30 protein-coding genes are annotated in these 26,553 nt (G+C 60.4%); 20 read left to right on the forward strand and 10 right to left on the reverse strand.

All coding sequences use genetic code 11. From position 1 onward, the window contains the following. Positions 1–90 precede the first annotated feature (90 nt). From PH605_RS09525 to fabD, 3 genes are all read right to left on the reverse strand, one after another. Entirely contained in the window at positions 91–327 is a 237-nt protein-coding gene (locus PH605_RS09525; protein WP_003502080.1) for an acyl carrier protein, read from the reverse strand. Between the two features lie 349 nt (positions 328–676). Further along, the gene (fabG, locus tag PH605_RS09530) at positions 677–1,414 is read right to left on the reverse strand and encodes a 3-oxoacyl-[acyl-carrier-protein] reductase (RefSeq protein WP_003520726.1); all 738 of its coding nucleotides are present in this window, start codon (positions 1,412–1,414) and stop codon (positions 677–679) included. An 82-nt stretch (positions 1,415–1,496) separates the two neighbouring features. Then, complete coding sequence (gene fabD / locus PH605_RS09535) at positions 1,497–2,441, reverse strand: ACP S-malonyltransferase (RefSeq protein WP_142844820.1); 945 nt, start codon at positions 2,439–2,441, stop codon at positions 1,497–1,499. Between the two features lie 224 nt (positions 2,442–2,665). On the opposite strand from fabD, the gene PH605_RS09540 reads away from it, so the two are divergent. The 5 genes from PH605_RS09540 (at position 2,666) to rplI (ending at position 6,480) form a co-directional block, all read left to right on the forward strand. Continuing rightward, on the forward strand, positions 2,666–3,709 hold the full coding sequence (locus PH605_RS09540; protein WP_142844819.1) for an aldo/keto reductase: 1,044 nt from the start codon (positions 2,666–2,668) through the stop codon (positions 3,707–3,709). Positions 3,710–4,001: 292 nt separating this feature from the next. Next, on the forward strand, positions 4,002–4,463 hold the full coding sequence (rpsF, locus tag PH605_RS09545; RefSeq protein ID WP_003520723.1) for a 30S ribosomal protein S6: 462 nt from the start codon (positions 4,002–4,004) through the stop codon (positions 4,461–4,463). Positions 4,464–4,479: 16 nt separating this feature from the next. Continuing rightward, entirely contained in the window at positions 4,480–4,728 is a 249-nt protein-coding gene (gene rpsR / locus PH605_RS09550) for a 30S ribosomal protein S18 (protein ID WP_003502063.1), read from the forward strand. 187 nt (positions 4,729–4,915) lie between these two features. Next, positions 4,916–5,890, forward strand: a complete 975-nt coding sequence (locus PH605_RS09555) for a DUF2232 domain-containing protein (RefSeq protein WP_065654091.1) — start codon at positions 4,916–4,918, stop codon at positions 5,888–5,890. A 14-nt stretch (positions 5,891–5,904) separates the two neighbouring features. Further along, positions 5,905–6,480, forward strand: a complete 576-nt coding sequence (rplI, locus tag PH605_RS09560) for a 50S ribosomal protein L9 (RefSeq protein ID WP_003520720.1) — start codon at positions 5,905–5,907, stop codon at positions 6,478–6,480. Between the two features lie 260 nt (positions 6,481–6,740). Here rplI and PH605_RS09565 read toward each other — a convergent pair whose 3' ends face one another. From PH605_RS09565 to PH605_RS09575, 3 genes are read right to left on the reverse strand one after another with little or no spacing between them, the layout of a single operon-like run. Beyond that, positions 6,741–7,808 (reverse strand): HlyD family secretion protein, encoded by a 1,068-nt coding sequence (locus PH605_RS09565; RefSeq protein WP_142844818.1) that lies wholly within the window; start codon positions 7,806–7,808, stop codon positions 6,741–6,743. Positions 7,809–7,827: 19 nt separating this feature from the next. Next, entirely contained in the window at positions 7,828–9,573 is a 1,746-nt protein-coding gene (locus PH605_RS09570; protein ID WP_161987833.1) for an MFS transporter, read from the reverse strand. Further along, complete coding sequence (locus tag PH605_RS09575; RefSeq protein WP_065654093.1) at positions 9,570–10,025, reverse strand: MarR family winged helix-turn-helix transcriptional regulator; 456 nt, start codon at positions 10,023–10,025, stop codon at positions 9,570–9,572. The genes PH605_RS09570 and PH605_RS09575 overlap by 4 nt, the downstream gene beginning before the upstream one ends. A 298-nt stretch (positions 10,026–10,323) precedes the next feature. Between PH605_RS09575 and PH605_RS09580 the strand changes: the two genes are divergently transcribed. Continuing rightward, a complete protein-coding gene (locus PH605_RS09580) occupies positions 10,324–11,820 on the forward strand; it encodes a replicative DNA helicase (RefSeq protein ID WP_003520716.1) in 1,497 nt (498 codons plus the stop codon). 99 nt (positions 11,821–11,919) lie between these two features. On the opposite strand, the gene PH605_RS09585 is transcribed toward PH605_RS09580, so the two are convergent. From PH605_RS09585 to PH605_RS09595, 3 genes are all read right to left on the reverse strand, one after another. After that, positions 11,920–12,222, reverse strand: coding sequence for an AzlD family protein (locus tag PH605_RS09585; protein WP_003520714.1), 303 nt, complete (start codon positions 12,220–12,222; stop codon positions 11,920–11,922). Next, entirely contained in the window at positions 12,219–12,923 is a 705-nt protein-coding gene (locus tag PH605_RS09590; RefSeq protein ID WP_065654095.1) for an AzlC family ABC transporter permease, read from the reverse strand. Before PH605_RS09590 ends, PH605_RS09585 begins: the two co-directional genes overlap by 4 nt. 135 nt (positions 12,924–13,058) lie before the next feature. Next, positions 13,059–13,916, reverse strand: coding sequence for an AraC family transcriptional regulator (locus PH605_RS09595; protein WP_161987832.1), 858 nt, complete (start codon positions 13,914–13,916; stop codon positions 13,059–13,061). An 86-nt stretch (positions 13,917–14,002) separates the two neighbouring features. On the opposite strand from PH605_RS09595, the gene alr reads away from it, so the two are divergent. The 14 genes from alr to PH605_RS09665 all read left to right on the forward strand — a co-directional run bounded on the left by alr (position 14,003) and on the right by PH605_RS09665 (position 26,205). Continuing rightward, complete coding sequence (gene alr / locus PH605_RS09600) at positions 14,003–15,178, forward strand: alanine racemase (protein WP_142844816.1); 1,176 nt, start codon at positions 14,003–14,005, stop codon at positions 15,176–15,178. 65 nt (positions 15,179–15,243) lie between these two features. Beyond that, positions 15,244–15,555, forward strand: coding sequence for a type II toxin-antitoxin system ParD family antitoxin (locus PH605_RS09605; RefSeq protein WP_142844815.1), 312 nt, complete (start codon positions 15,244–15,246; stop codon positions 15,553–15,555). Next, positions 15,512–15,802, forward strand: a complete 291-nt coding sequence (locus PH605_RS09610) for a type II toxin-antitoxin system RelE/ParE family toxin (RefSeq protein ID WP_142844814.1) — start codon at positions 15,512–15,514, stop codon at positions 15,800–15,802. Before PH605_RS09605 ends, PH605_RS09610 begins: the two co-directional genes overlap by 44 nt. Before the next feature lie 6 nt (positions 15,803–15,808). Next, positions 15,809–17,215 (forward strand): DNA repair protein RadA, encoded by a 1,407-nt coding sequence (gene radA, locus PH605_RS09615; protein ID WP_035217985.1) that lies wholly within the window; start codon positions 15,809–15,811, stop codon positions 17,213–17,215. Between the two features lie 89 nt (positions 17,216–17,304). Continuing rightward, entirely contained in the window at positions 17,305–17,892 is a 588-nt protein-coding gene (locus PH605_RS09620; protein ID WP_035261832.1) for a CvpA family protein, read from the forward strand. A 139-nt stretch (positions 17,893–18,031) separates the two neighbouring features. Next, the gene (gene purF / locus PH605_RS09625; RefSeq protein ID WP_003520704.1) at positions 18,032–19,540 is read left to right on the forward strand and encodes an amidophosphoribosyltransferase; all 1,509 of its coding nucleotides are present in this window, start codon (positions 18,032–18,034) and stop codon (positions 19,538–19,540) included. A gap of 144 nt (positions 19,541–19,684) precedes the next feature. Further along, entirely contained in the window at positions 19,685–20,428 is a 744-nt protein-coding gene (locus PH605_RS09630; protein ID WP_142844813.1) for an SDR family NAD(P)-dependent oxidoreductase, read from the forward strand. 217 nt (positions 20,429–20,645) lie between these two features. Next, positions 20,646–22,031, forward strand: a complete 1,386-nt coding sequence (gene cysS / locus PH605_RS09635) for a cysteine--tRNA ligase (RefSeq protein WP_142844812.1) — start codon at positions 20,646–20,648, stop codon at positions 22,029–22,031. Between the two features lie 252 nt (positions 22,032–22,283). Continuing rightward, positions 22,284–22,652, forward strand: a complete 369-nt coding sequence (locus tag PH605_RS09640) for an endonuclease domain-containing protein (RefSeq protein ID WP_142844811.1) — start codon at positions 22,284–22,286, stop codon at positions 22,650–22,652. After that, complete coding sequence (locus PH605_RS09645; protein ID WP_142844810.1) at positions 22,649–23,122, forward strand: GFA family protein; 474 nt, start codon at positions 22,649–22,651, stop codon at positions 23,120–23,122. Before PH605_RS09640 ends, PH605_RS09645 begins: the two co-directional genes overlap by 4 nt. Continuing rightward, a complete protein-coding gene (locus PH605_RS09650; protein ID WP_142844809.1) occupies positions 23,122–23,586 on the forward strand; it encodes a GFA family protein in 465 nt (154 codons plus the stop codon). The genes PH605_RS09645 and PH605_RS09650 overlap by 1 nt, the downstream gene beginning before the upstream one ends. After that, complete coding sequence (locus PH605_RS09655; protein ID WP_142844808.1) at positions 23,583–24,068, forward strand: GFA family protein; 486 nt, start codon at positions 23,583–23,585, stop codon at positions 24,066–24,068. The genes PH605_RS09650 and PH605_RS09655 overlap by 4 nt, the downstream gene beginning before the upstream one ends. Further along, positions 24,065–25,021, forward strand: a complete 957-nt coding sequence (pip, locus tag PH605_RS09660; protein WP_142844807.1) for a prolyl aminopeptidase — start codon at positions 24,065–24,067, stop codon at positions 25,019–25,021. The genes PH605_RS09655 and pip overlap by 4 nt, the downstream gene beginning before the upstream one ends. A gap of 95 nt (positions 25,022–25,116) precedes the next feature. Beyond that, positions 25,117–26,205 (forward strand): helix-turn-helix transcriptional regulator, encoded by a 1,089-nt coding sequence (locus PH605_RS09665; protein WP_065654108.1) that lies wholly within the window; start codon positions 25,117–25,119, stop codon positions 26,203–26,205. On the opposite strand, the gene PH605_RS09670 is transcribed toward PH605_RS09665, so the two are convergent. Then, entirely contained in the window at positions 26,186–26,440 is a 255-nt protein-coding gene (locus tag PH605_RS09670) for a hypothetical protein (protein WP_065654109.1), read from the reverse strand. The two genes, PH605_RS09665 and PH605_RS09670, sit on opposite strands and share 20 nt — an antisense overlap. Between the last annotated feature and the right edge of the window lie 113 nt (positions 26,441–26,553).

Genomic DNA, 26,553 nt, shown 5'->3' on the forward strand with positions numbered 1-26,553 from the left:
AGGGGCATGTTGCCGTCTGCCTATAAAACATTGGCCCGGACGAGCCGGGCCAAGGACGGGAGGATATTGCACCTCCCCCATCAAGGTCGATCAGGCCTGGGCCTTCTCGATGAACTTTACGGCGTCGCCGACGGTCAGGATCGAGTCAGCTGCGTCGTCGGGGATTTCAACGCCGAATTCTTCTTCGAAAGCCATGACCAGTTCAACGGTGTCGAGCGAATCAGCGCCCAGATCGTCAATGAAGCTGGCGCCTTCGACAACCTTGTCGGCGTCAACGCCAAGATGATCAATTACAATTTTCTTTACGCGTTCTGCGATATCGCTCATGTCGGTTTCCTCGACCTTTATTTTGAAGGGAATGCCTTGCGGCACCCTGCCCTGTTAGAAGCCCTCATGCGCCGTTCAAATCCGGCACTGCTGGCAAACCCGTTCAACCCGGTCCAAGCTAGACATCGTCACGCAAAATCGCAACGGCTTCCTGTCTCTCCGGGACGACTGTTCACAGTCTTGGCCCGCTTAACATGGTTTCAATCGGTCGAAAAGCCTGAAAACGCGCTAAGCACAGCGTATGACAGGCAATTTCGCCGAAAACCAGCCGGCGGGGCCTTGCGGCGCCAGCTACCCAGGAAGGTGCTTAAACAGCGCCGCAATCCTTTTATGACGGTCACAAGTGCCGTCAGATCATCGCCATGCCGCCGTTGACGTGCAGGGTCTGGCCGGTCATGTAGCCCGCCTCGTTGGAGGCAAGGTAAAGAACGGCCGAGGCGACCTCAGCACCGGTTCCCATGCGTTTCATGGGAATGGCGCCCATGATGGCGTCTTTCTGCTTGTCGTTCAGCTTGCCGGTCATCGCGCTTTCGATAAAGCCCGGCGCCACGCAGTTGACGGTGACGTTGCGGGTGGCGATTTCCTGGGCCAGCGACTTCGAAAAACCGATCATGCCGGCCTTGGAGGCGCAATAGTTGGCCTGGCCGGGGTTACCGGTAACGCCGACGATGGAGGTGATGTTGATGATGCGGCCGAAACGGCGGCGCATCATCGGATGCGTCAGCTCGCGCGTCAGGCGGAACATCGCCGTCAGGTTCACTTCGATGACGTTATCCCAGTCCTCGTCGCTCATGCGCACGAAGAGGCCGTCCTTGGTGATACCGGCATTGTTGACGAGGATATCCACGCCTTCCAGTTCGGCTTCGGCCTTTTCGCCGAGCGCCTTTACTTCGGCGCGGTCGGCAAGGTTGGCCGGGAAAATCTTGACGCGCTCGCCAAGTTCCGCCGCCAGCGCTTCGAGCTTTTCAACGCGGGTGCCGTGCAGGCCAACGGTTGCGCCCTGGCTGTGCAGAAGACGGGCGATTTCTTCGCCGATGCCGCCGGTCGCGCCGGTTACGAGAGCCTTGCGGCCTGTCAGATCAAACATGTCCTATTCCTTCTTTAGAGCTTCGGACTGAAAATGTTCAGCGCAGTTGCGCCCGATGAATGCGGCAGCCGGAGTATCCGTCTCAGCCGATAAGGGTGGCAAGAAGCTGGTCGATATCGGCGGCACCGTTGACGGCAACGCCGTTCACCGTCTTGTCGATGCGGCGGGCAAGGCCCGTCAGCACCTTGCCGGAGCCGATCTCGTAAAGCTGCGTGACATTGTTGGCGGCGAACCATTCCACCGTCTCGCGCCAGCGCACCTGACCCGTCACCTGCTCGACCAGCAGGGCGGCGATCTCATTGGCATCGGAAACGGGGGCGGCGCGCACATTGGCGATGACCGGCACGACCGGGTTGTGCTTTTCGACGGCCGCCAGCGCCTCGCGCATGGCTTCCGCCGCCGGCGCCATCAGCGCAGAGTGGAAGGGTGCGGAAACCGGCAGCATGATGGCGCGCTTGGCGCCCTTTTCGGAAGCGATCGCCGCAGCCTTCTCGACGGCGACCTTGCCGCCGGAGATGACGAGCTGACCGCCGCCATTGTCGTTGGCGATCTGGCAGATGCCGAGAATGGCCGCCTCTTCGCAAATTGCCGAAACAGCGTCATGCTCAAGCCCGATGATCGCCGCCATGGCGCCCTCGCCCACCGGCACGGCGGCCTGCATGGCGTTGCCGCGGATGCGCAGAAGGCGGGCGGTATCGGCAACCGAAAAGGTGCCGGCGGCACAGAGCGCTGAATATTCGCCGAGCGAGTGGCCGGCGACATAAGAAACCGTATCGGACAGTTTGAAGCCGCGCGCTTCGAGAACCCGCATGACCGCCATGGACACCGCCATAAGCGCCGGCTGCGCGTTGGCGGTCAGCGTCAGCGTCTCTTCCGGGCCGTTCCACATGATATCGGAAAGCTTCTGGTCGAGCGCCTCGTCGACTTCCTGAAACACGGCGCGCGCTTCCGGATAGGTATCCGCCAGCTCCTTGCCCATGCCGACGGCCTGGCTTCCCTGTCCGGGAAATGTGAATGCAATACCCATGGGATGTCGTCCTTCTTGTCTGGCCTTGCCTTTATTCTTTCGGACTTCCATTCACATTCCCGCCAGCGAAGTCAAGGCTTGAAGCCCCATGGCAGGCCCATGTCAGGGGTTTTGCCGTCCTGTTTTCCCCTTATCTTTCATCATATTTTTTCTTGCACTGCGGCAATTCCCCATTACTTTCACACCACCTTCCAAACTATCTGGCCAAGCACCGGGACATTTCCATGAAACAGAGACTATTGGGCCGCACGGATATTTCCGTGTCTGAAATCTGCCTCGGCACGATGACGTGGGGCACGCAGAACACCGAAGCCGACGCGCATGCGCAGATGGATTACGCCGTCGAAAACGGCGTCAATTTCTTCGATACGGCAGAACTTTACCCCACCACCCCCGTTTCCGCCGAGACCCAGGGCCGAACGGAAGACTGTATCGGCACATGGTTCGAAAAGACCGGCAAGCGAGATCAGGTCGTGCTCGCCACCAAGGTCGCTGGCTCAGGACGCGATTATATTCGCGGCGGCCGCGATATCGACGCCGCCGCCATCCGCGAGGCGGTGGATACCAGCCTCAAGCGCCTGAAGACGGACTATATCGACCTCTACCAGATTCACTGGCCAAATCGCGGCACCTATCATTTCCGCGGCGTCTGGAGCTTCGACGCCTCCGGCCAGGAAAAGCAGCGCACGCTCGCCGAAATCACCGAAAAGCTCGAAACGCTCGGCGAACTGGTGAAGGCCGGCAAGATCCGCGCCATCGGCCTTTCCAACGAGAGCGCCTGGGGCACACAGAAATATATCGACATCGCCGAGGCCAACGGCCTGCCGCGCGTCGCCACCATTCAGAATGAATATAACCTGCTCTACCGCAGTTTCGATCTCGACATGGCGGAAGTCGCCCATCACGAGGATGTCGGCCTGCTCGCCTATTCGCCGCTGGCGGCCGGTCTTCTGACCGGCAAATACCAGAACGGCGCGCGCCCGGCGGGATCGCGCGGAACCATCAACAAGGATCTAGGTGGCCGCCTGCAGCCGCTCCAGGAAGCGCCAGTCAAGGCCTATCTGGAGCTTGCCGCGCAGCATGGAATCGATCCGGCAAAGCTCGCCATCGCCTTCTGCCTGACACGTCCCTTCATGGCCTCGGCCATCATCGGCGCGACGACGATGGAACAGTTGAAGGTGGATATTGCGGCTGCGGATGTGACGCTGTCGGAAGAGGTACTAAAAGGGATTGCGGCGATCCATCGCCAATATCCAATGGCGATCTGACGGCTTTACAGCGCGCTTTTTCACCGCTTGCCCTTGCATTCCGGGCAAAATTGCGTATAAGCGCGCTGTTCACAACACCCGGTCCAATTGGCTGGTGGCTGAACGGAGGGCTGGTTCCGGTAACGGAACAGCAGGAACCATAAGGTTTTTCCGGCCTCCCGTGTCTCCGCTCTCGACCGTCTCGAACAACGCTTTTCTTGCTTTAAGGCCTTACCGCCTTACCCAAGAGCAGTCGTTGAGGCTTAGCGCCGTTGCCGGGTGAAGGACGAAACGCAAGAAAGGCAAAGCTTAAATGGCTCTTTACGAACACATCTTCCTTGCCCGGCAGGATATTTCTGCCCAGCAGGTCGACGCACTTGTCGAGCAGTACAAGGGCGTTATCGAATCGTTCGGCGGCAAAGTCGGACGCATCGAGAACTGGGGTCTGAAGTCCCTCACCTACCGCATCAAGAAGAACCGCAAGGCTCACTACGCTCTCATGGACATCGACGCTCCGGCGGCCGCCATCCATGAAGTCGAGCGCCAGATGCGCATCAACGAAGACGTTCTTCGCTACATGACCATCGCCGTCGAAGCTCACGAAGAAGGCCCGTCCGCGATGATGCAGAAGCGCGACCGTGACGACCGTCCGCGCCGCGATGGCGACCGTCCGGACCGTGGCCCGCGTGAAGATCGTGGCCCGCGCGCACCGCGCGAAGGTGGCTTCGGCGACCGCGAAGACCGTCCGCGCCGTCCGCGCGAAGACCGTGCATAAGAAGGAGTTTTGACCAATGGCTGACGCATCCTCTTCCCAGGCACGCCGCCCGTTCCACCGCCGTCGCAAGACGTGCCCCTTCTCCGGCGCAAACGCTCCGAAGATCGACTACAAGGACGTACGTCTGCTGCAGCGCTACATTTCCGAGCGCGGCAAGATCGTTCCGTCCCGCATCACGGCCGTTTCCCAGAAGAAGCAGCGCGAACTCGCCCAGGCGATCAAGCGCGCCCGTTTCCTCGGCCTGCTGCCCTACGTCGTAGCGTAATGAATTGAAGCGAGGCTGCGTCTTGGCGCGGCCTCGCTTTTTCCTCGAAGCAGCTGACTCTTAATCAGCGGGTCGAGAAATATTCATCCTTCCGCGTTGGGCGCGGATCGATACCATAAAACCCATGTTGGGGATGAGGCTCCAGGGAGCGATCCTCTAACTGCTTTCGTTTCAGCAGGACAGCGAAGTGCAAAAGTTGAACCAGACAGTGCTGATCACCGGCGTTCTCGCCGGCATATGCGCCGCGTTTTTGACGCTTGGCGCAACGGCACAGTCGTCCTTTTCCTTCCTGCTCTATGCCGGTTCCGCCATGCCGATCCTGATCGCAGGCATGGGATGGGGCAATCGCGCCGCCATCGTCGCGATCATCACCACGGCCATCATCGGCGCTCTCGTCATGTCGCCGCTGTTTGCGCTGACCATCGCGATCTTCACGCTGATCCCGGCGGGCTGGCTTTCGCATCTCGCCAATCTGGCACGCCCGGCTTCCGAACTCGGCGGCCCGGACGATCTTCTCGCCTGGTATCCGCTCTCCGGCATCGTCCTGCACCTGTGCATTCTGGTCTCCATCGCCGTCGTCATTCTCGGCTGGATGATCGGTTATGGCCCCGATCTGGTCGCCCGCATGGTCGATATCATGATGACCTCGGTGCAGAACCGTGAGCCGCTGTTCGAACCCAATGCCGAGGCGCTCGCCCAGACGAAATCGCTGCTGGTGCTGATGCTGCCGATCGTGCAGGGCGGCCTGTGGGTCATCCTTCTGTTTGCGGCCTATTATTTCGCGACCCGGGTGGTCGGCTCCTTCGGCAAGGGCCTTCGCCCGCGTGAGGATATCGCTTCCGCGCTGCGCATGCACCGCAACGCCATCTTCATTTTTCTGGCCGGCATCGTCGCCATGTTCCTCGGCGGCGTCGCGGCCATGGTCGGCGCGGTCATCTGCGGCACCTTCGGCGCGGGCTTCCTGATGGCGGGTTACGCCTCGCTGCACAAGCGCGCCCGCGGCAAGGACTGGCGGCTGCCGGTTCTCATTCTCGCATATCTCTCGGCGGTCTTTGTCTTTCCGCTGTTCATCATTCTCGTGTTCGGCCTGAGCGACGTGCGCAGCACGATCTCTCTTACTCCGACGCGGAAAACCGACAATACGAACGAAACCAAACCATAGAAAGGATCAAGAAGATGGACGTCATTCTTCTCGAACGCATCAACAAGCTCGGCCAGATGGGCGAAACCGTAAAGGTTCGCGACGGCTACGCCCGTAACTTCCTGCTGCCGCAGGGCAAGGCGCTGCGCGCCAACGCTGCCAACAAGGCACGTTTCGAAACCGAGCGCGCAACGCTCGAAGCCCGTAACCTCGAGCGCAAGTCGGAAGCCCAGAAGGTTGCCGAGGCTCTGGAAGGCAAATCCTTCATCGTCGTCCGTTCGGCTGGCGAAACCGGCCAGCTCTACGGCTCTGTCGCCGCTCGCGACGTCGTTGAAATCCTCGGCGCAGAAGGCTTCAACATCGGCCGTAACCAGGTTGAACTGAACACGCCAATCAAGACCATCGGCCTGCACAACGTTACCCTTCACCTGCATGCCGAAGTCGAGCTGCAAGTTGAGCTGAACGTTGCCCGTTCGGCTGAAGAAGCCGAGCGTCAGGCCAAGGGCGAAAGCCTCACCTCCGCTGACGCCATCTACGGCGTTGACGAAGACGCGCTGCGTCCGGAAGACTTCTTCGATCCGGAAGCCGATCGCGACGGCGACGACGAGTAAGATTTGGCTTAACGGTCAAAGGAAAACCCCGGATGGAAACATCCGGGGTTTTTTGTTGGGTTGAATTCGCGGAAGAATACCCCCCTCTGCCCTGCCGGGCATCTCCCCCTCAAGGGGGGAGATCGACTCGCGATTAGGTCTCGCCCATCTCAACGTTTGCGAATGAAGTGGTGGCAGTGCCTCTTGCCGATCTCCCCCCTTGAGGGGGAGATGTCCGGCAGGACAGAGGGGGGTGAAGCCGCAGCCACCAAACTTTCCTACTACTTCTCCGCCGTCTCCGCTCCCTCAGGCGCCTTGCTCTTATCCACATGCACCACCACCGACATGCCCGGCGAAAGCTCCGCCGCCAGCGGCTGATCCGCATCGATCACGATGCGCACGCCGAGGCGCTGGGCGATCTTTACGAAATTGCCCGTCGCGTTATCCGGCTTGATGACGGCGAATTCCGAGCCGGTGGCGGGCGAGAACCGTTCCACATGGCCGGTAAGCTTGCGGCGATGCAGCGCATCCACGGCGATCGTCACCGGCTGGCCGACCTGCATGCCCGCAAGCTGGGTTTCCTTGAAATTGGCGATGACCCAGACATCATGCGGCACGACGGCCATCAGTTGCGTTCCGGCGGTGACATATTGGCCGGTGCGGACGCCGACTTCACCGAGCCTGCCATCCACGGGCGCGTGGATTTCGGTATTGGCAAGGTCGATCCTGGCAAGCTCGACGGCCGCTTCAGCATTGGCGACGGCCGCCTGCAGCGAGCTGCGGTTGACGATGATGGTTTGCAAATCCTGCCGCGAAACCTCAAGCGCCGCCTTGGCCTGCGAAAGCGAAGCCCGCGCCTTTTCGAGGGCGGCATGGGCCTCTTCCTGAAGGCTGGAGGTTCCCGCACCGCTCTTGATGAGGTTATCCTGACGGTCGGATGCGAGCTGCGCCTGTTTCAGCGAGGCCTGCGCGCTGTCGACCGCCGCCTGGCTGGAAAGAATATTGGCATTGGCCGCATTTTCCTGCTGGCGGGAATTATCGAGAGCCGCCTTCTGCGTATCGAGCGTTGCTTCCGCCTGCGCCTGCTTCTGGCGGTAGATGCGGTCGTCGATCTTCGCCAGCAGCGCGCCTTGGCTGACCTCCTGATAATCCTTCACCGGCACGTCCACCACATAGCCACTCACCTGCGGGCTCATCGTCGTGACATAACCACGCACGAAGGCGTTGTCGGTCATTTCGACGGTGGAAAGGAACGGCGGCAGCCGCCAGGCGTAAAGCACCAGCGCCACGCCGGCGAGACCGCCGAGCAGCACGAGAATGGAAACGGGGGTAAAAAACTTCTTCTGCATTTTGTCACTCTTGGAATGTTCAAGACTGTGGTGCCGGTGCGGCATCGATTTCTTCCCGGAAAAGGAAAGGACGGATGCGCAGCCATGCAAGGTGGATCAAAAGCGCGGCCAGCGCCAGCGCAGAGACGACGGAGATCAGCAGGAACGTATCATTATAGGCAAGCACATAGGCCTCCTTGCTGACCTGCTGGCCAAGCAGCGACAGCCCCTCGGCCTTCAGCAATGCCGGATCGGTGATGACATGGCTGTAAGCGCCGGAAAGCTGCGAGACGCGCTGGGCGACCATCGGATTGGTGAGCAGGATATTTTCCACCAGAATATTGGAGTGGAATTTCTCCCGCAGCGTCACGAAACTGCCGAGCAGGCCGGTCATCAGCATCGATCCGGTGATCTGGGTAAACAGGAAGATGGTGATGAAATTCACCAGATAGGGCGCACCCCGGGCCAGTGCGGCGGCAAAACCCTTTGCCATGACGGGCGGCAGGAACATGGCCGCGCCAAAGGCGATCATCATCTGGCTGAGATACATCTCACCCGGCCGCGTCAGATTGTTGGACTGGCTATCCATGAACGAACCGGCAGCGATCAGCGCCAGCGCAATCACGTGGGCGGTATCGACGTATTTCGTGAGCATCAGCCACGCACAGGCCGCACCGCCGAGAACGGTCGCCAAAAGCACAAGCGCATAAAGTGTTGTCGTCTGTTCGTTCAGCAGGCCGAGCTGCTGGTAAAAGCTGACCGCCGTTGAGGATTGCTCGGAGGAAACCGCGCGGTAGACGAGCAGGACCGCAATAATGTGCAGGTTGGTTTTCGAGAAAATCCAGCGCAGGTCGAGCAGCGGGTTCTTGCGCGGCAATTCGATGAAAGCCATGAGGGTCAGAAGTGTGATCGACGCTGCCAGAAGGACGCCCAGCCACCATGTTTCGAACCACCAGTAGAACCGGCCGAGCGTGAGCATGACCGCCAGACAGCCGAGACCACCTGCAAACAGAAGATAGCTCAGAATATCCATGCGCTCGATAACTTTCGCGCGCGGCGGCGGCGTGACTTTCAGCACATAGATCATGGCGAAAGCGATCAGCGCGAATCCCACTTCCATGGAATAGAGCGCATTCCAGCCGTCGATTTCCAAGAGGGATGGCGAGACGATGCGCGCGAGCGGCGCCGACAGCAACGTGCCGGTCAGCGCTATGCTGAAACCGAGCGAGAATTTCCGCGCAGGCGGAAAGGCCTCCAGAATATAAAGAAAGCCGAGCGACGAGATCGGTGCGGCGGCCATGCCGCTGACAAAACGGATAACGATTGCCGAATGCAGGTCTGTCACGAACAGGTTGAGACAGGAAGCGACGACAAACACGATAATCGAAACTTCGGCGAAAGGCCGCAGGCCATATTGCGCCCGGACCTTGAACAGCGCAATGGAAAAGGTGGCATAGGGCGCCATATAGGCGGCGGAGAGCCAGGCGACCTCGGCCACGGTGGCGGAAAACTCGCCCTGCAACTGGTAGATATTGGCCATGACGAGGTTCATGCCCAGGCCCTGGGTAATGAAGAACGACAGGCCCGCGAAGATGAAACACAGCCGCAGCCATAGCGGCCGCTCGGCCGGCTGAGGTGCGGCGGCGGCAGGCTCTGTCACTGTTTCAGCCGCGCCCGAAGCACTCATCGGCGTCACAGCCTCTTCCGGAAGGTCGGCGGGTTTGGAGACCGCCTCAGCATTTCGGGCAGCGGCCTCATCTGCGGTTTGCGGCACCAGGGTACTCACGATTGCGCCCTCCCCGCCGCCAGATGTTGCAGATTGGCCGAAAGCCGGCGCATGACATCGAGCGCCATGGCCAGTTCCTGCGAAGAAATATCGGCGGCAATCTCGGAGCGCAGCGACTTCGCCATCGCCTGCACCGTCTCGGAGGTTTTCTCCCCTTCCGCCGTCATGTGGATGCGTTTGGCGCGGCGGTCGTTCTCATCGGAGCGGCGTTCGATGAGGTTCTGTTTCTCCATGCCATCGAGCACCCGCACCAGCGTCGGCGTTTCGATTTCCATTTCCTCGGCAAGCTCGGTCTGCGTCAGCGGTCCACGACGCGAGAGTGCAAAAAGCGCTCGCGCCCGTGCAAGCGTCAGCCCGCTCTCCCCCACCCGCGCATCGAAAAACGCGCGCAGTTTGCGGGTAAAAGCGGAGACTTCATCCAGAAGCTGTTCCTTGTCGGTCTCGCGGGACATGTCAGCAAGCCTTATAATTAGCACACTACTTATTTTCTGCCTATTTATTCGTAAGACTGACGATTTTCAAGTTTCTTTCACGCCGGGTCTGCCATGCGATAAACTCATGGCAGCGAATCACCTTGCCGGAAGGATCCAACCCGCCTGTGGATTGCTGGGGACAACTGAAGAAGTGATCGAGCTTCGCAGAGCGGACGTCAGCCTGCCATAGAGTGTTGCAACATTATCATTGACTGCCATGCCCCAGGAAGCCAAACCCGAGGTTCAAGGACAAAGGCAAAGGGAGATCGCGCAAACCATGAACGACGCTGTGAGAAAGATCACCCCCGCGCAACCGGCGGAACCGCATTACCGCGAAGCGCCGAACAACATCGAGGCCGAACAGGCGCTGCTCGGCGCCATCCTCGTCAATAACGACGCCTATTACCGCGTGTCGGACTTCCTGAAGCCCGTGCATCTTTACGAACCGCTGCACCGCAAGATTTTCGAGGTGGCGGGCGATATCATCCGCATGGGCAAGACCGCCAATCCGGTGACAATCAAGACCTTCCTGCCCGCCGACGACAAGATCGGAGATCTGACGGTGGCGCAGTACCTCGCGCGCCTTGCGGCGGAAGCCGTATCGATCATCAATGCGGAAGATTACGGCCGCGCGATCTATGATCTGGCGCTGCGCCGCGCGCTGATCCAGATCGGCGAGGATGTCGTCAATATCGCCTATGATGCGCCGCTCGACATGCCGCCGCAGGCGCAGATCGAAGACACCGAACGGCGTCTGTTCGAGCTGGCGGAAACCGGCCGTTACGATGGCGGTTTCCAGTCCTTCAACGATGCGGTGGCGCTGGCGATCGACATGGCGGGCGCGGCCTTCGAACGCGACGGCAATCTCTCCGGCATTTCCACCGGCATTCATTCGCTCGACGCCCGCATGGGCGGGTTGCAGCGTTCCGACCTTATCGTGCTTGCGGGTCGTCCGGGTATGGGCAAGACCTCCCTTGCGACCAACATCGCCTACAATATCGCCGCATCCTATGAGCAGGAAGTGCAGCCGGACGGATCGTACAAAGCCAAGAACGGCGGCGTCGTCGGCTTCTACTCGCTCGAAATGTCGTCAGAACAGCTCGCCACCCGTATCATTTCCGAGCAGACCGAAGTCTCCTCCTCGAAAATCCGCCGCGGTGACATTACCGAGGCTGACTTCGAAAAGCTCGTTGCCTGCTCCCAGATGATGCAGAAGGTGCCGCTTTACATCGACCAGACCGGTGGTATCTCGATTGCCCAGCTTTCCGCCCGCGCCCGCCGCCTGAAGCGCCAGCGCGGCCTCGATGTTCTGGTGGTCGACTACGTTCAGCTGATGACCGGCTCCGGCAAGAGCGGCGAAAACCGCGTGCAGGAAATCACCCAGATCACCACGGGTCTGAAAGCGCTCGGCAAGGAACTCAACGTTCCGATCATTGCGCTGTCACAGCTCTCACGTGCGGTGGAAAGCCGCGAAGACAAGCGCCCGCAGCTTTCCGACCTGCGTGAATCCGGCTCCATCGAGCAGGACGCCGACGTGGTGCTTTTCGTGTTCCGCGAGGAATATTACGTCAAGAACATGGAGCCGCGCGATATTTCCGATCCCAAATATGCCGAATGGGAAGCGCTGTTCGACAAGGTGAAAGGCACGGCCGACGTCATCATCGCCAAGCAGCGTCACGGACCGACCGGCACGGTGAAGCTTGCCTTCCAGTCCGAATTCACCCGCTTTACGGATCTGGCCGATCCGAGCTTCAGCCAGTACGAAGAACATTGATCTGGAGCACAGCGAGGGTGATGTATTTTTGCCCTCGCTGCGCCCGTTGCATTTCGAACGCAGAGTCCGGAATCTTTTCAGGACTTTGGCAGGATTTTTTTACAATCCGATTCCGCGTAGCAGCGCCACGGCGGCAACACCGAGCGTTGCGGCCGGCAGAAGGCTGAGGCGCAGCGCCGCGATGGCGGTGATTGCGCAGGCGATGGTTTCCGCCGGCCCACTGGCGAGCGCCGTCGGTGTCACCACGGCCATCAGGACGGCGGGCGGCACCACGCCGAGCGCCTTTTTCAGGCGTGGCGTCAGTGTAAAATGAGTGACCAGCAACAGGCCGCCAAGGCGCGTCGCGACGGTTGCGGCCATCATGGCAAGGATTGTCAGCAGCGTATTCGGATCGAGTGTCATGCCGGCTGCTCCGCCTGTTCCTCGTGGCCAAAGGCGGCGACGGCCAGACCCGCCAGCGCGCCGGCGGCGATATACCAGGCGCCGGGAACCAGCGCGTGGGTGAGACAGGCGGCAGCGGCGCTTGCCAGAAGCACGAAGCCGGTTTCCCTGCCCTTCCAGAACCCCATGAGCAGCACGATGAAGACGGCGGGAAAGGCGAAATCCAGACCGATGACCGACATGTCCCCCACCACCGCACCGAGCAGCGCGCCGGCAAGGGTTGCGAGGTTCCAGACGAGATAGATGGAGAGCGCAGCACCGGTGAAGAAACCCGCCGTCAACCGGCCGGCAATGACACGGAATTCCGACAATGCCCAGGATTCATCCGTCAGCACCAGCATGGCGGCATATTTGCGCCAGCCCCTGAAATCATCCAGCTTGCCGGCTATAGAGGCGCTCATCAGCACATGGCGCAGATTGACCAGCAGCGCCGCAAAGCCGAGTGCGCTCCAGCTTGCCGGATGCGTCCATAAATCCATCGCCACGAATTGCGAACCGCCGGCAAAGACCAGCAGCGACATCAGCGAAGCTTCGAGCGGCGACAGGCCCTTGCCGATGGCGACCGCGCCGAAGACCACGCCGATGGGCACCATGGCGACCAGCAACGGCGCGGCTGCCCGCAATCCCGCGCTGAATTCCGTGCCTTTTCCCGATATGGACATCGCATTCTCCCTTTCGAAAGAGAGGGATTACGCTTGCGACATTGTTCGGTCTTGAACGAAAGTGATGTCAGGCGGTTTTCTGCTGAAGCGCCGCTTTTTTTGTCGCATTTCCGAACGGAAATGCGGGGTTTGAACTCAGGCTACCCGAAACTGCCCCGGTGTGACACCGGTGCGGGCCTTGAAATGTCGGGTGAAATGCGCCTGGTCGGCAAAACCGCACATCGCCGCCACCTCGGCCGGCATCTCGCCGGCGCGCAGAAGCCGGCGCGCCCTGCGGATGCGCACATCCGTCAAATAGGCATGCGGGGTAATGTGAAACTCTTTCCTGAAAGCGCGAATGAGGTGCGCACGGCTGAGACCGGCGATGGAGGCCAGTTCCTCTAGGCCGATATCGGTCTCGTAATTGTCGGAAAGATAATCGCGGGCGGTATAAACCGCCGTTTTCTCGCGTGTTTCGACGGGCAGGATAATGGCGCTGCCGTGCCTGCCGAACAGGGCGGCGAGAACCGAGAACATGCCCTCATCCGCCTCCAGAGCGCCGGATTTCTCCTCCAGCCGCCGATGCGCCATCTGGAAAGCCGCCGCCATCTGCGGATCGCGGGGCAAAAATCTCGGAAAGGAGGGCGTGCCGTGAAACGCCCTGCCCGTCACATCCTCGATAATATCGCGGAGCAAGCCGATATCGGGATAGATCATCCGATAGCGATAACCGCCGCCGCCCGGTGCGCCATCGTGAACCTCATCCGGGTTGATGAGATAAAGATGCCCCGGCCCCGTCTGTTCGGTGGTGCCCTGAATGGTGGAAATTTGCGAACCGCTTTCGATCGCGCCGATCGAGAAGGTATCATGCGCATGCGGCGAATATTCATGGGTCAGAAAAGTCGCGCTCAGGCACTCCATGCCGCCAAAACGCCTGTCGCGCCAGAAACGGGTGGTTTCCGTCGTCGCAATCGGCATGACATCTATGGCCTGTTCCTGCGAAACATTGTGCATAGCGTGAGTTTAAAACATTCCATCCTTACCGTCTTGAACAAAAGTGCTAGGGTCCAAACCGGTTCAAGATCAACCGGACGCATGGCATGACAGACGACTTCGAAGACAGCTTTCCCGAAAACGAAACCGACATTTTCGAGCACGCACCGCTGAGGCTGACCGTCGATCTCGGCGCGCTCGCCGATAATTGGCGGGACATGAAGAAGCGTTCCGGGGGGGCGCGGACGGCGGCGGTGGTCAAGGCCGATGCCTACGGTCTCGGTATCGAGGATTGCGGAGCGACGCTTTACCACGCCGGCGCGCGCGATTTCTTCGTGGCGACGGTGGCAGAGGGCGCGACCCTGCGTTCCTATGCCCCGGAAGCGCGCATCTTCGTGCTTTCCGGCATCTGGCAGGGCCAGGAGCGTCAGGTCTTCGACAATGATCTCGTGCCGGTTCTCGCCTCCGAAGAACAGCTCTCCTTCTGGATGGCGACGGTTGCCGAGCGGGGCGATCACCCCTGCGCGCTGCATGTGGATACCGGCTTCAACCGCCTCGGTCTGCCGCTCGATGACGCGCTGTTTCTGGCTGACGACGTGACGCGGCCGGCGAGTTTCGACCCGGTTCTGGTGCTGTCGCATCTCGCCTGCGCCGACACGCCGTCTTCGCCGATGAACAGGGTCCAGCTCGAATCATTCCGAAAGGTTAGCGCCGCTTTCGAAGGCATCGAATCAAGCCTCTCGGCTTCCGCCGGTATCTTCCTCGGCTCGGACTATCATTTCGACCTTACCCGCCCCGGCATCGCCCTTTATGGCGGCGAAGCGGTCGACGGCATGGCGAACCCGATGCGTCCCGTCGCCACAGCCGAAGCGCGGATCATTCAGATTCGCGAAGCGGGCGAAGGCCAGACCGTGAGTTATGGCGGCACCTTTCTGCTGAAGCGCGCAAGCCGCCTTGCCATCGCTTCCGTCGGTTATGCGGATGGATATCAGCGTTCGCTTTCCGGTTCCGGCATTCCGCTGCGCGAAATGGGCCATGGCGGCGCCTATGGCGTCGTCAACGGCCACAGGGTGCCGGTCGCCGGCCGCGTGACCATGGACCTCACCATTTTCGACGTGACGGATGTTCCGGCCAATGCCATCCGTGCCGGCGACTATATCGAGCTGTTCGGTCCCAATGTGCCTGTCGACGAGACCGCGCGGGCGGCCGGCACCATCGGTTACGAGATGCTGACGGGGCTTGGCCTGCGTTACGAACGGCAATATCTGATGGCCGACGACTGAGCAGCGCCTTTAGCCCTTGGAAAGCTGCGGCCACCTGTGCTAGAAGAGAACAAAAGGAGATCGAAATGCCCGAAATCCATTTGAGCGAGCAGGACGAGAAGTTCATCGAGGAGCAGGTGGCGGCGGGCGTCTTTAAGGACGCGGATTCGGTCGTCTCAGCGGGTCTGCGTTTGCTGGGCAGCAAGGAAGGCAAGCTTGTAGAGCTTCAACGACTGATTCAGGAAGGGCTTGATGATGTGGAGGCTGGACGGGTTATGGAGTTCTCCAGTGCAGATGATTTTACTGCACACATTATGAAGCTGGCGGAGGAGCAGAATGGAGCGAAGGCGTCTAGTGGTCACCGCACAGGCGCTGCACGATCTTCTGGCCGATCATAATTACATTGCCCAATTCAATCCCGTTGCTGCCAGACGCTTTCTAGACGACATCAACGGCAAAATGATCTCGCTGGCGCGATATGGGATAACGGGCGTACCTCGAAGTTTCGCGCCGAATTTGCGGGCCTTCCCTTATCGTGAGCGATGCATCTATTTCATTGTCGATGATAATAAAATGTATGTGCTGCGCGTGCTTCACGGCCACCAAGACATTTCCGCCGACCATTTCAAACAAGAAGCAAACTGACATAACATGGCCAAAGCCAAGACCCAATTCGTGTGCCAGAACTGTGGCACGGTTCACACCCGCTGGGCGGGAAAATGCGAAGGCTGCGGCGAATGGAATACCATCGTCGAAGAGGATCCGATGGGCGGCATCGGCTCCGGGCCCGGCAAGGTGCCGAAGAAGGGCAGACCCGTCACGCTCACCTCGCTTTCCGGCGAGATCGAGGAAGCGCCGCGCATTCCGACCGGCATCAGCGAACTCGACCGGGCGACCGGCGGCGGTTTCGTGCGCGGTTCGGCGGTTCTGATCGGCGGTGATCCGGGCATCGGCAAATCGACGTTGCTGATGCAGGCCGCAGCGGCTCTTTCGCGGCGCGGACACCGCATCATCTATGTCTCGGGCGAAGAGGCGGTGGCGCAGGTGCGCCTGCGCGCGCAGCGTCTCGGGGCTGCGGAAACCGATGTGCTGCTGGCGGCGGAAACCAATGTCGAGGATATTCTGGCCACAATTTCCGAAGGCAAGCGGCCCGATCTCGTCATCATCGATTCCATCCAGACGCTGTGGAGCGATACGGCCGATTCCGCCCCCGGCACGGTGACGCAGGTGCGGACCGGTGTGCAGGCGATGATCCGTTTCGCCAAGCAGACCGGCGCGACCATGGTGCTCGTCGGCCATGTCACCAAGGAAGGCCAGATTGCCGGTCCGCGCGTGGTCGAGCACATGGTCGATGCCGTGCTTTATTTCGAAGGCGACCGCGGACATCATCATCGCATCCTGCGCACCGTCAAGAATCGCTTCGGGCCGACCGATGAAATCGGTGTTTTCGAAATGTCGGATCGCGGCCTCAGGGAAGTCTCCAACCCCTCCGAACTGTTTCTCGGCGAACGCAACGAAAAGTCGCCGGGTGCTGCGGTTTTTGCCGGCATCGAGGGCACGCGACCCGTGCTCGTCGAAGTGCAGGCGCTGGTCGCTGCCACTTCGCTGGGTACGCCGCGTCGCGCCGTGGTCGGCTGGGACAGTTCACGGCTTGCCATGATTCTGGCCGTGCTGGAGGCCCATTGCGGGGTGAAGCTCGGCCAGCATGATGTCTATCTGAATGTCGCCGGCGGCTACCGCATTTCCGAACCGGCCGCCGATATGGCGATTGCCTCGGCGCTGGTTTCATCGCTTGCCGGTCTTGCCCTGCCCGCCGATTGTGTTTATTTCGGCGAAATCAGCCTGTCGGGCGCGGTTCGGCCGGTTTCGCATACGGGCCAGCGATTGAAAGAAGCTGAAAAACTTGGCTTCTCCGCCGCACTTCTGCCTTCTGCTTCGGCTGAATTGCCGAAAGGCGGCAAGGGACGCTGGACGGAAATCGAAAGCCTTCCGGACCTCGTGGCCCGCATCGCCGGCTCCGGCAACCGGTTCAAACAGGTTGAGGACGACGAATATTGATCCTTTCGCCAAGGGAAACAGTGGTGTAAGAGGATCGCAAAATTGGCAAGGCAGCGTCTGACAAGGCGTCGCACCTCCGGAGTTGGTATATGCCCATTACAATTTTCGACGGCATCGTCATCGCCGTTGTTCTTTTCTCCGCCCTTCTTGCAATGGTGCGCGGTTTTTCACGCGAGATTCTGTCGATTGCGAGCTGGGGCGGTTCGGTCGCCGCTGCCTATTATCTCTATCCCGTCCTGCTGCCCTATGCGCGCAACTATACCGATGACGACAAGATCGCCATTGCCGGTTCGGCGGGCGTGGTCTTCCTCGTCTCGCTGATCGTGATTTCCTTCATCACCTCGCGCATTGCCGATTTCATCATCGACAGCCGCATCGGCGCGCTGGATCGCACGCTCGGTTTCCTGTTCGGCGCGGCGCGCGGCATTCTGCTGCTTGTCGTCGCGGTCGCCTTCTGGAACTGGCTGGTGGATGTGAAGACGCAGCCGGAATGGGTGACGCAGGCGAAGTCCAAGCCCTTCCTAGACGGGCTGGTGGGCAAGCTGGAGGCGGTTCTGCCTGACGATATCGAACCGCAAATCCGCGCCCGCATCCTCGGAAAACCACAGGAGCCGGCAGCCACGCAGGCGCCTGCGGAAGATGTGCCGGCAACAAATCCGCCGGCAACGAATAATTGACACAGTGTCGCGCCTTGCAATGCATGCAAGGCGCGCTATTTGTGCTAAATATCAAGCACGACACAGACGGACCGACCGGGGGAAATACTCACCGGAGAGGTCTTTCTTTTTTTCTCGGTAGAGAGCAAGGGCAAGCCGGATGATTGAGCCGCTTTCGCATTCCCCGTTCCCGGGGGCCACTTTCAAGGAAGAGATTGACGGCGACACGCTGCATGAAGAATGCGGCGTGTTCGGCATTCTCGGCCATGCCGACGCCTCGGCGCTGACCGCTCTCGGGCTGCATGCGCTTCAGCATCGTGGCCAGGAAGCAGCGGGCATCGTCTCCTTCGACGGTAAGCGCTTCCATCAGGAACGCCATATGGGCCTCGTCGGCGATCATTATACCGATCCCGCAACCCTTGCCCGCCTGCCCGGCTCCATCGCCATTGGCCACACCCGTTATTCCACGACAGGCGAAGTTGCGATGCGCAACGTGCAGCCGCTGTTTGCCGAACTGGAAGAAGGCGGCATTTCCATTGCCCATAACGGCAATTTCACCAACGGCCTGACGCTTCGCCGCCAGATCATCGCCACCGGCGCCATCTGTCAGTCGACGTCGGATACCGAAGTCGTCCTTCACCTCATCGCCCGCTCGCGCCACTCCTCCACCGCCGATCGTTTCATCGACGCCATCCGCCAGATGGAAGGCGGTTATTCGATGCTGGCGATGACGCGCACCAAGCTTATTGCCGCGCGTGACCCGATCGGCATCCGCCCGCTGGTCATGGGCGAGCTGGATGGCAAGCCGATCTTCTGCTCGGAAACCTGCGCTCTCGATATCATCGGTGCGAAGTTCGTTCGTGACGTGGAGAACGGCGAAGTCATCATCTGCGAAATCCAGCCTGACGGTTCGATCACCATCGATGCGCGCAAGCCTTCGAAGCCGCAGCCGGAGCGTCTCTGCCTGTTCGAATATGTCTATTTCGCCCGCCCCGATTCCGTCGTCGGCGGCCGCAACGTCTATACGACGCGCAAGAACATGGGCATGAACCTGGCCAAGGAAGCGCCGCTGGAAGCCGATGTGGTGGTTCCGGTTCCCGATGGCGGCACGCCGGCAGCACTCGGTTTTGCGCAGGAAAGCGGTATTCCTTTCGAATACGGCATCATCCGCAACCATTATGTCGGCCGTACCTTCATCGAGCCGACGCAGCAGATCCGCGCTTTCGGCGTCAAGCTCAAGCATTCCGCCAACCGGGCGATGATCGAGGGCAAGCGCGTGGTGCTGGTGGATGATTCCATCGTGCGCGGCACGACCTCGGTGAAGATCGTGCAGATGATCCGCGAGGCGGGCGCCAAGGAAGTGCATATCCGCGTTGCGAGCCCGATGATCTTCCATCCGGACTTCTACGGCATCGACACGCCGGACGCAGACAAGCTGCTCGCCAACCAATATGCCGATGTCGAGGCGATGGCGAAATATATCGGCGCCGATTCGCTGGCCTTCCTGTCCATCGACGGACTTTACCGCGCCGTTGGCGGCGAAAACCGCAACCCGGCCCGTCCGCAGTTCACGGACCATTATTTCACCGGCGATTACCCGACCCGCCTTCTCGACCAGAATGGCGAGGCGATGGGCAGCAAGATTTCCATGCTGGCCAGCAACGGCTGATACGCCTCACACAAGCGGCCATCCGGCTTCCGGTGGCCGCTTTTTTCTTGCCTTTTGTTCAGGTCATCGCATGCGACGATATGATCGCTTGCGAAAAGCCAGCGGCGCTTCGTAGAAGGAAGCGCAATCATTTCGGGGGAGACAATGACGACTATCGATCTCAAGGGCCGCATCGCTCTCGTTACCGGCGCATCGCGCGGCATCGGCTATTTCACGGCGCTGGAGCTCGCCAAGGCCGGGGCGCATGTCATCGCCTGCGCCCGCACGGTGGGCGGCCTTGAGGAGCTGGACGACGCCATAAAGGCCGTCGGCGGCACGGCGACGCTGGTTCCCTTCGATCTCTCCGACATGAAGGCCATCGATGCGCTGGGCGCGAATATCTTCGAGCGCTGGGGCAAGCTCGATATTCTCGTCGCCAATGCCGGCGTTCTCGGCGTCATCTCGCCGGTTGGCCATATCGAGGCGAAAGTCTTCGAAAGGGTCATGAACATCAACGTCACCGCCACCTGGCGGCTGATCCGCTCGGTCGAACCGCTGCTTCTGAAGTCGGATGCCGGCCGCGCGCTGATCCTGTCTTCGGGCGCCGCCCATAGCTGTCGCCCCTTCTGGGGTGTCTATTCCACCTCCAAGGCGGCAGTCGAAGCGCTGGCCCGCACCTGGGCGGCGGAAACGCAGAAGAGCGCGCTTCGCGTCAACAGCATCAATCCCGGTGCGACACGCACGGCGATGCGCGCGCAGGCCATGCCCGGCGAAGACCCGGCCACCGTGCCGCATCCATCTGAGGTGGCCGCAGCCATTCTTCCGCTTGCTTCGCCCGATCTCAAAGAAACCGGTAAACTCTTCCTCGTGCGCGAAGGAAAATTCGTGGATTACCATCAGCCAGAGTGAATATTTTCCGCTCGGAGCGGCGATATGGCCACCACGGTTGCTCTTGACCGGGCCGCACCGCCGCGCCATAAAGCAAGATATGAGAACGATGATCTGCACCTGCTGCTGAGATTTTTTTTGCTGGTTCGCCACCGGCCAGATCGTTTTCGTCTCCCGCAAGGTCAAGAAAGATAAACGTTCCGGCCAGGATAATATTCTGCCTTTAGGGAACTGCCGCATGTCCTTGCGCCTGAAATTTCACAATACACTCACACGCGAAAAAGCGGAATTTGCACCGATCGACGCTGACAATGTGCGCATGTATGTCTGCGGTCCGACGGTTTATGATTTTGCTCATATAGGCAATGCGCGCCCGGTCATCGTTTTCGATGTTCTCTACCGGCTGCTGCGCCACGTCTTTGGCGAAGACCATGTGACCTATGCCCGCAACATCACCGATCTCGATGACAAGATTAATGCGCGGGCGCTGAGGGATTATCCGCATCTGCCGCTGAACGACGCCATCCATGCGGTGACGAAAAAGACCGCCGACCAGTTCCATGAGGATGTGGCCACGCTCGGCTGCCTTCCGCCGACCGTCGAACCGCGCGCCACCGACTACATCGCGGAAATGATCGACCTCATCGAGAAGCTGATCGCCCGCGGCCATGCCTATACGGCTGGCGGAGAGGTGCTGTTCGATACCCGCTCGATGGCGGATTATGGCCAGCTTTCCAAGCGGCCGCTGGACGAGCAGCAAGCCGGCGCGCGCGTGGCGGTGGAAGCCCACAAGAAAACCCCCGGCGATTTCGTGCTGTGGAAGCTGTCCTCGGATAATGAGCCCGGCTGGGAAAGCCCGTGGGGGCGCGGCCGTCCGGGCTGGCACATCGAATGCTCGGCCATGGCCGGTCGCTACCTCGGCGAGGTCTTCGATATTCATGGCGGCGGGCTCGACCTCATCTTCCCGCACCATGAGAACGAAATTGCGCAATCGCGTTGCGCCAATGGCACGCATGTCATGGCCAATGTGTGGATGCATAACGGCTTCGTGCAGGTGGAAGGCCGCAAGATGTCGAAGTCCGAAGGCAACTTCGTGACGATCTACGAATTGCTGCACACGGAGAAATTCGGCGGCCGGAAATGGCCCGGCGAGGTTCTGCGCCTTGCCATGCTGATGACGCATTATCGCGAGCCGATCGATTTTTCGGTGAAGCGTCTGGAAGAAGCCGAACGCCTGCTCGCCAAATGGCCAGCGGCGGAAGCCTCCGATGCTGCACCGGATGAAACCGTGCTCGAAGCGCTTGCCGACGATCTCAATACCGTTGCCGCCGTACAGGCGCTGCATGCGCTGGCGCATGCTGCCAACACCGATCCATCCAGGCTGCCCGCCTTTGCGGCGAGTGCTGCCCTGCTCGGTGTCCTGCCGAAGAAGGCGGAAATGGACGAGGCCATCGTTTCGGCCGTCGATGCGCTGGTGGAATTGCGTCTGGAAATGTTGAAGGCGAAGAACTTTGCGGAAGCGGATCGTTTGCGTGACGAGCTTTCCGAGAAGGGTATTCAGCTGAAGGATGGGAAGGACAAGGAGACCGGGGAACGGACGACGACGTGGGAGTTGAAGCGGTAGGCTCCGCATTCGAGGCTCACCCCCCTCTGCCCTGCCGGGCATCTCCCCCTCAAGGGGGGAGATCGATCTGTGGCGCGGTCTCGCCCATCTCAACGCTTAAGAGTGAAGTTGAGGTAGCGCCTCCTGCTGATCTCCCCCCTTGAGGGGGAGATGCCCGGCAGGGCAGAGGGGGGAAAGCCCCACGACACGCCCTTGCTTTCACCCACGCCATGCTCCAATCTCGCCGCACCCCCATCAAGCCGCGAGCATCCCGTGCCCCATGCCGAGGTCGAGCTAAAACACCGCGCGTATGCCCGGCAGATGCGAAAGGCCATGATCGACGCAGAACTGAAGTTCTGGAACGCCGTCCGCGCTCACCGCCTTGACGGCATGTCTTTCAGACGCCAGCTGCCGGTCGCAGGATATATCGTTGATTTCGCTTGCCCCTCGCATAAGATCATTGTCGAACTGGACGGGTTTCAGCACGCGGACGACGCTGCGGCAGCCTATGACCGAGAGAGAACACGCGCGTTTGAGGAACTTGGCTGGACAGTCCTCCGTTTCTGGAACGAGGATATCCTCGGAGACATCGACAATGTCTGTCTCCATATTATCCGAACGGTGAAGGAGGACCGACCATGACGACATATACCGGCGGATGCCAGTGCGGCGCGATCCGTTTTCGCGCCTCCGGTGAACTGAAAGACAGTTCAATATGCCATTGCCGCATGTGCCAGAAGGCTTTCGGGGCCTATTACGCGCCGCTGGTTTCGGTGCGCGGTGTGGAATTCGAATGGACGCGGGGAGAGCCGAAACGCTTCCAGTCCTCCAGCGTCGTCAAGCGCGGTTTCTGCCCTGAATGCGGAACTCCGCTGACTTATGAAGCGCCTGACGGTGTGGCGGTGGCGGCCGGGGCCTTTGACGATCCGGCCGCGCTGCCGCCGACCATTCAGTGGGGCGTGGAACGCAAGATCGATTTCGTCGACACGCTTCACACGCTGCCTACCGTTGCCACCGAGGACGACCTGACGCAGGTGGATTACCTCGCCGATCTCGTTTCCTACCAGCACCCCGACCACGACACTGAAAACTGGCCACCGGAGAAGAGATGATGAGTGAAGCGGGATTTTCCGGCGGTTGCCAGTGCGGCGCCGTGCGTTTCCATGCGGGCAAACTCGGCCGGGCCTCCATCTGCCATTGCCGCATGTGCCAGAAACATTTCGGCAATTTCTTCGGCGCGCTGGTCAGCGCCGATCAGGCTCATTTGACCTGGACACGCGGCCAGCCTGCCCTCTTCCGCTCTTCGGCAAAAATCCATCGCGGTTTCTGCAACAAATGCGGCACGCCATTGACCTATAATTATCCCGGCGGCGTGGAGATAGCCATCGGCGCTTTCGATGAGCCCGAGCGGATCGAGCCGCAGGTGCAGGTCAATTTCCATAAGCGCATGCCGTGGATCGAGCAGCTGTTCGGCAAGCCGACCGTGGAACAGGGCGTGGACGAGGCGGAAATCACCTCCTATCAGCACCCGGATCACGACACGCAGGTCTGGCCGCCGGAAGACGGTCGCGCATGAGCGGAGCCGAGGGTTTCAGCGGCGGATGCCAGTGCGGCGCAGTGCGTTATCGGATAGAAGGCGGTCTTCGTTATCCGCATCTGTGCCATTGCCGCATGTGCCAGAAGGCATCGGGCAATTATTTCATGCCGCTTGCCGCAGCTGCGCTTACGCAATTTGAAATGACCCGTGGCGAAGCAGCGTGGTTCCAGTCTTCCGATCACGTGCGTCGCGGCTTCTGCGGCCGATGCGGCACGCCGCTATTCTATGACATGCCGGGCGCCGATTTCATCAATATCACCCTCGGTTCTCTGGACGAACCCCAGCGGGTAAGACCCGAGGCGCAATCCAATCTCGCCGGCAAAATGCACTGGTTCGGCGCGCTCGATGGCTTGCCGGTCGAGCCGGAACCTGCAACGGATAGCCCTCCCCCTCGGGTGAAAAATTGCCAGCACCCGGACCATGATACGGCCGAATGGCCAGCGAAGGACGATGACCCATGACCGAAGAATTGCGCGGCCTTTACCCCGAGATCGAACCTTTCGAGACCGGCATGCTCGATGTCGGCGACGGCCACACGATTTATTGGGAAAGGGTGGGCACGCGCGGTGGAAAACCGGCGGTTTTCCTGCATGGCGGTCCGGGCGGCGGGGTGAACCCCACGCATCGCCGCGTCTTCGATCCCGCCCTTTACGACGTCATCCTGTTCGATCAGCGCGGCTGCGGCCGCTCCACGCCGCATGCCGAACTTGAAGCCAACACCACATGGCATCTCGTTGCCGATATCGAAAGGCTGCGCGAACTCTGCGGCTTCGAAAAATGGCTGGTTTTCGGCGGTTCCTGGGGCTCGACGCTGGCGCTCGCCTATGCCGAGACCCATCCCGACCGCGTCAGCGAACTGGTTTTGCGCGGCATCTACACCGTTACCAGACCGGAACTGGACTGGTACTACCAGTTCGGCGTTTCCGAAATGTATCCGGATCGGTGGGAGAAATTCATCGCGCCCATCCCGCAAGCCGAACGCGGCGAGATGATGCAGGCCTATAACCGCTATCTCACCGGCACCGACGAGGCAAAGAAACTCGAATGCGCCAAGGCATGGAGCCAGTGGGAAGGGGCGACCATCTCGCTCGTCAGCGATCCCGACCGGGTCGAGGATTTCGGCGAGGATAAATACGCCATCGCTTTCGCCCGCATCGAAAACCACTTCTTCGTCAATGGCGGCTGGCTGGAGGAAGGGCAATTGCTGCGCGACGCCGGCAAACTGAAAGATATTCCCGGCGTCATCGTGCATGGGCGTTATGACATGCCCTGCCCGCTGAAATATGCCTGGCAGCTGGCCAAGGCCTGGCCGAAGGCGGATTTCCACATCATCGAGGCGGCCGGACACGCGATGAGCGAGCCGGGCATTCTTGACCAACTGATCCGCGCCAACGACGGCTTTGCGGAAAAATAATCCGCTGCACCTGCCCTTCGGTTTACCAGATCTTGGCAAAGATCGTGCAATCGCTGGTTTGCGGCTGGAACGAATGACGCATTAGGGGGCATTTTGTGAACGACATCCTCAAGACGCTCGACCTGATTTACGAAGCAGCCTTCGTGCCGGAACGGTGGCGAGAGGTGCTGGATGTCATGGCGAACGGCGCCGGTGGCCATGGCACAGCGCTCTTCAACACCGGCAAAACGGCTGCGCGGTCCCTCGCTTCGGACTCGCTTGCCGACCTCACTCAGAAAATGGTGAACGAGGGCTGGCTCGGCCGCAATTCGCGCGCTGCCAGGCTGCTGACCATCGAGCACGAGGGTTTCATCAACGAGGCGGATTATTTCACCGCCGAAGACTACAATTCCCAGCCAATCTTTACGCAGGTGATGCAGCCGCTCGGTTATGGCTTCGGAACATCCACCTTCATTACCGCCCCCAGCGGCGACCGCATGATTTTCGCGGTGGAGAAAAAAGCGGCGACAGGGCCTGTCACCACTTCCGCCATCCTCTATCTGGACAGCCTTCGGCCGCATCTCGCGCGGGCGGCGATGATGTCCAGCAGACTGGAATTCGAGCGCGTCCGGGCCGCAACCGAGGCCTTGCAGATCGCCGGTCTTCCCGCCGCCGTTCTTCGGGCCGATGGCGTGGCGCTTGCCGTCAACGACCTGCTGGAACGGATGTCACCGCGTATAGTGACAGCGGCTTTCGACCGAATTCGGTTCCAGCATGCCCCTGCCAACAGTTTTTTAGCCCGGTTGCTCGAACGAAGCCGGGTCGCTCACAGCGGTGCAAGCGGATCGCTTCCCTTGCCTAGGGTGGAGGATCATCCTGCGGCCGTCGTCCATGTCGTGCCCGTGGAAGGCGGCGCGCGCGATATTTTCACCAATGCGGCGTTGTTCATGATCATTACGCCTGTCGACCGCCAGCGCCTGCCTTCCGCCGACATCATCAGGGGCCTGTTCGATCTGACGCCAGCCGAGGCGAAGGTGGCGCGCGAACTGGCGACGGGAAGCGATGTCGCCGCCGTGGCCGACCATCTTTCCGTCGGCAGGGAAACCGTCAGATCGCATGTGAAAGCGATCCTGTCAAAAACGGGAATGTCTCGTCAGGCGGATTTCATAGCCGCTATCGCGAGCATCAGAACCATCGAACAATGACGGACCTGCTTCTGCCGGAACGCGCCGTTCCAAAAGACCGGCAATGGATGGCGGCGAGCACGAGAAGAACGGCCAGCGGCCACAGGAGACACAGGATAAAACCCAGCAGTCCGGCCAAAGTCACTTTTCCGCTTCGGCGTAGCTGTTCCCTCAGCGTCTGACAAGCAAAAAACGCCGCGACGAGTACATAACCGGCAACGCCGAAAACTTTTGCGGCAATATCGAACTCGCCCATGAATTTTATCTTCCCATCCTGCAATGACGGCACAAGTCGCATAACAGGGCGGCGCATTCCTCCCCAATTCGGGGGACACAGGATAAAGAAATATGTGGGGTCGCCCTGATGAC

It is taken from the genome of Agrobacterium sp. CFBP 3001, assembly GCF_027871605.1.
GTDB lineage: Bacteria > Pseudomonadota > Alphaproteobacteria > Rhizobiales > Rhizobiaceae > Agrobacterium > Agrobacterium leguminum.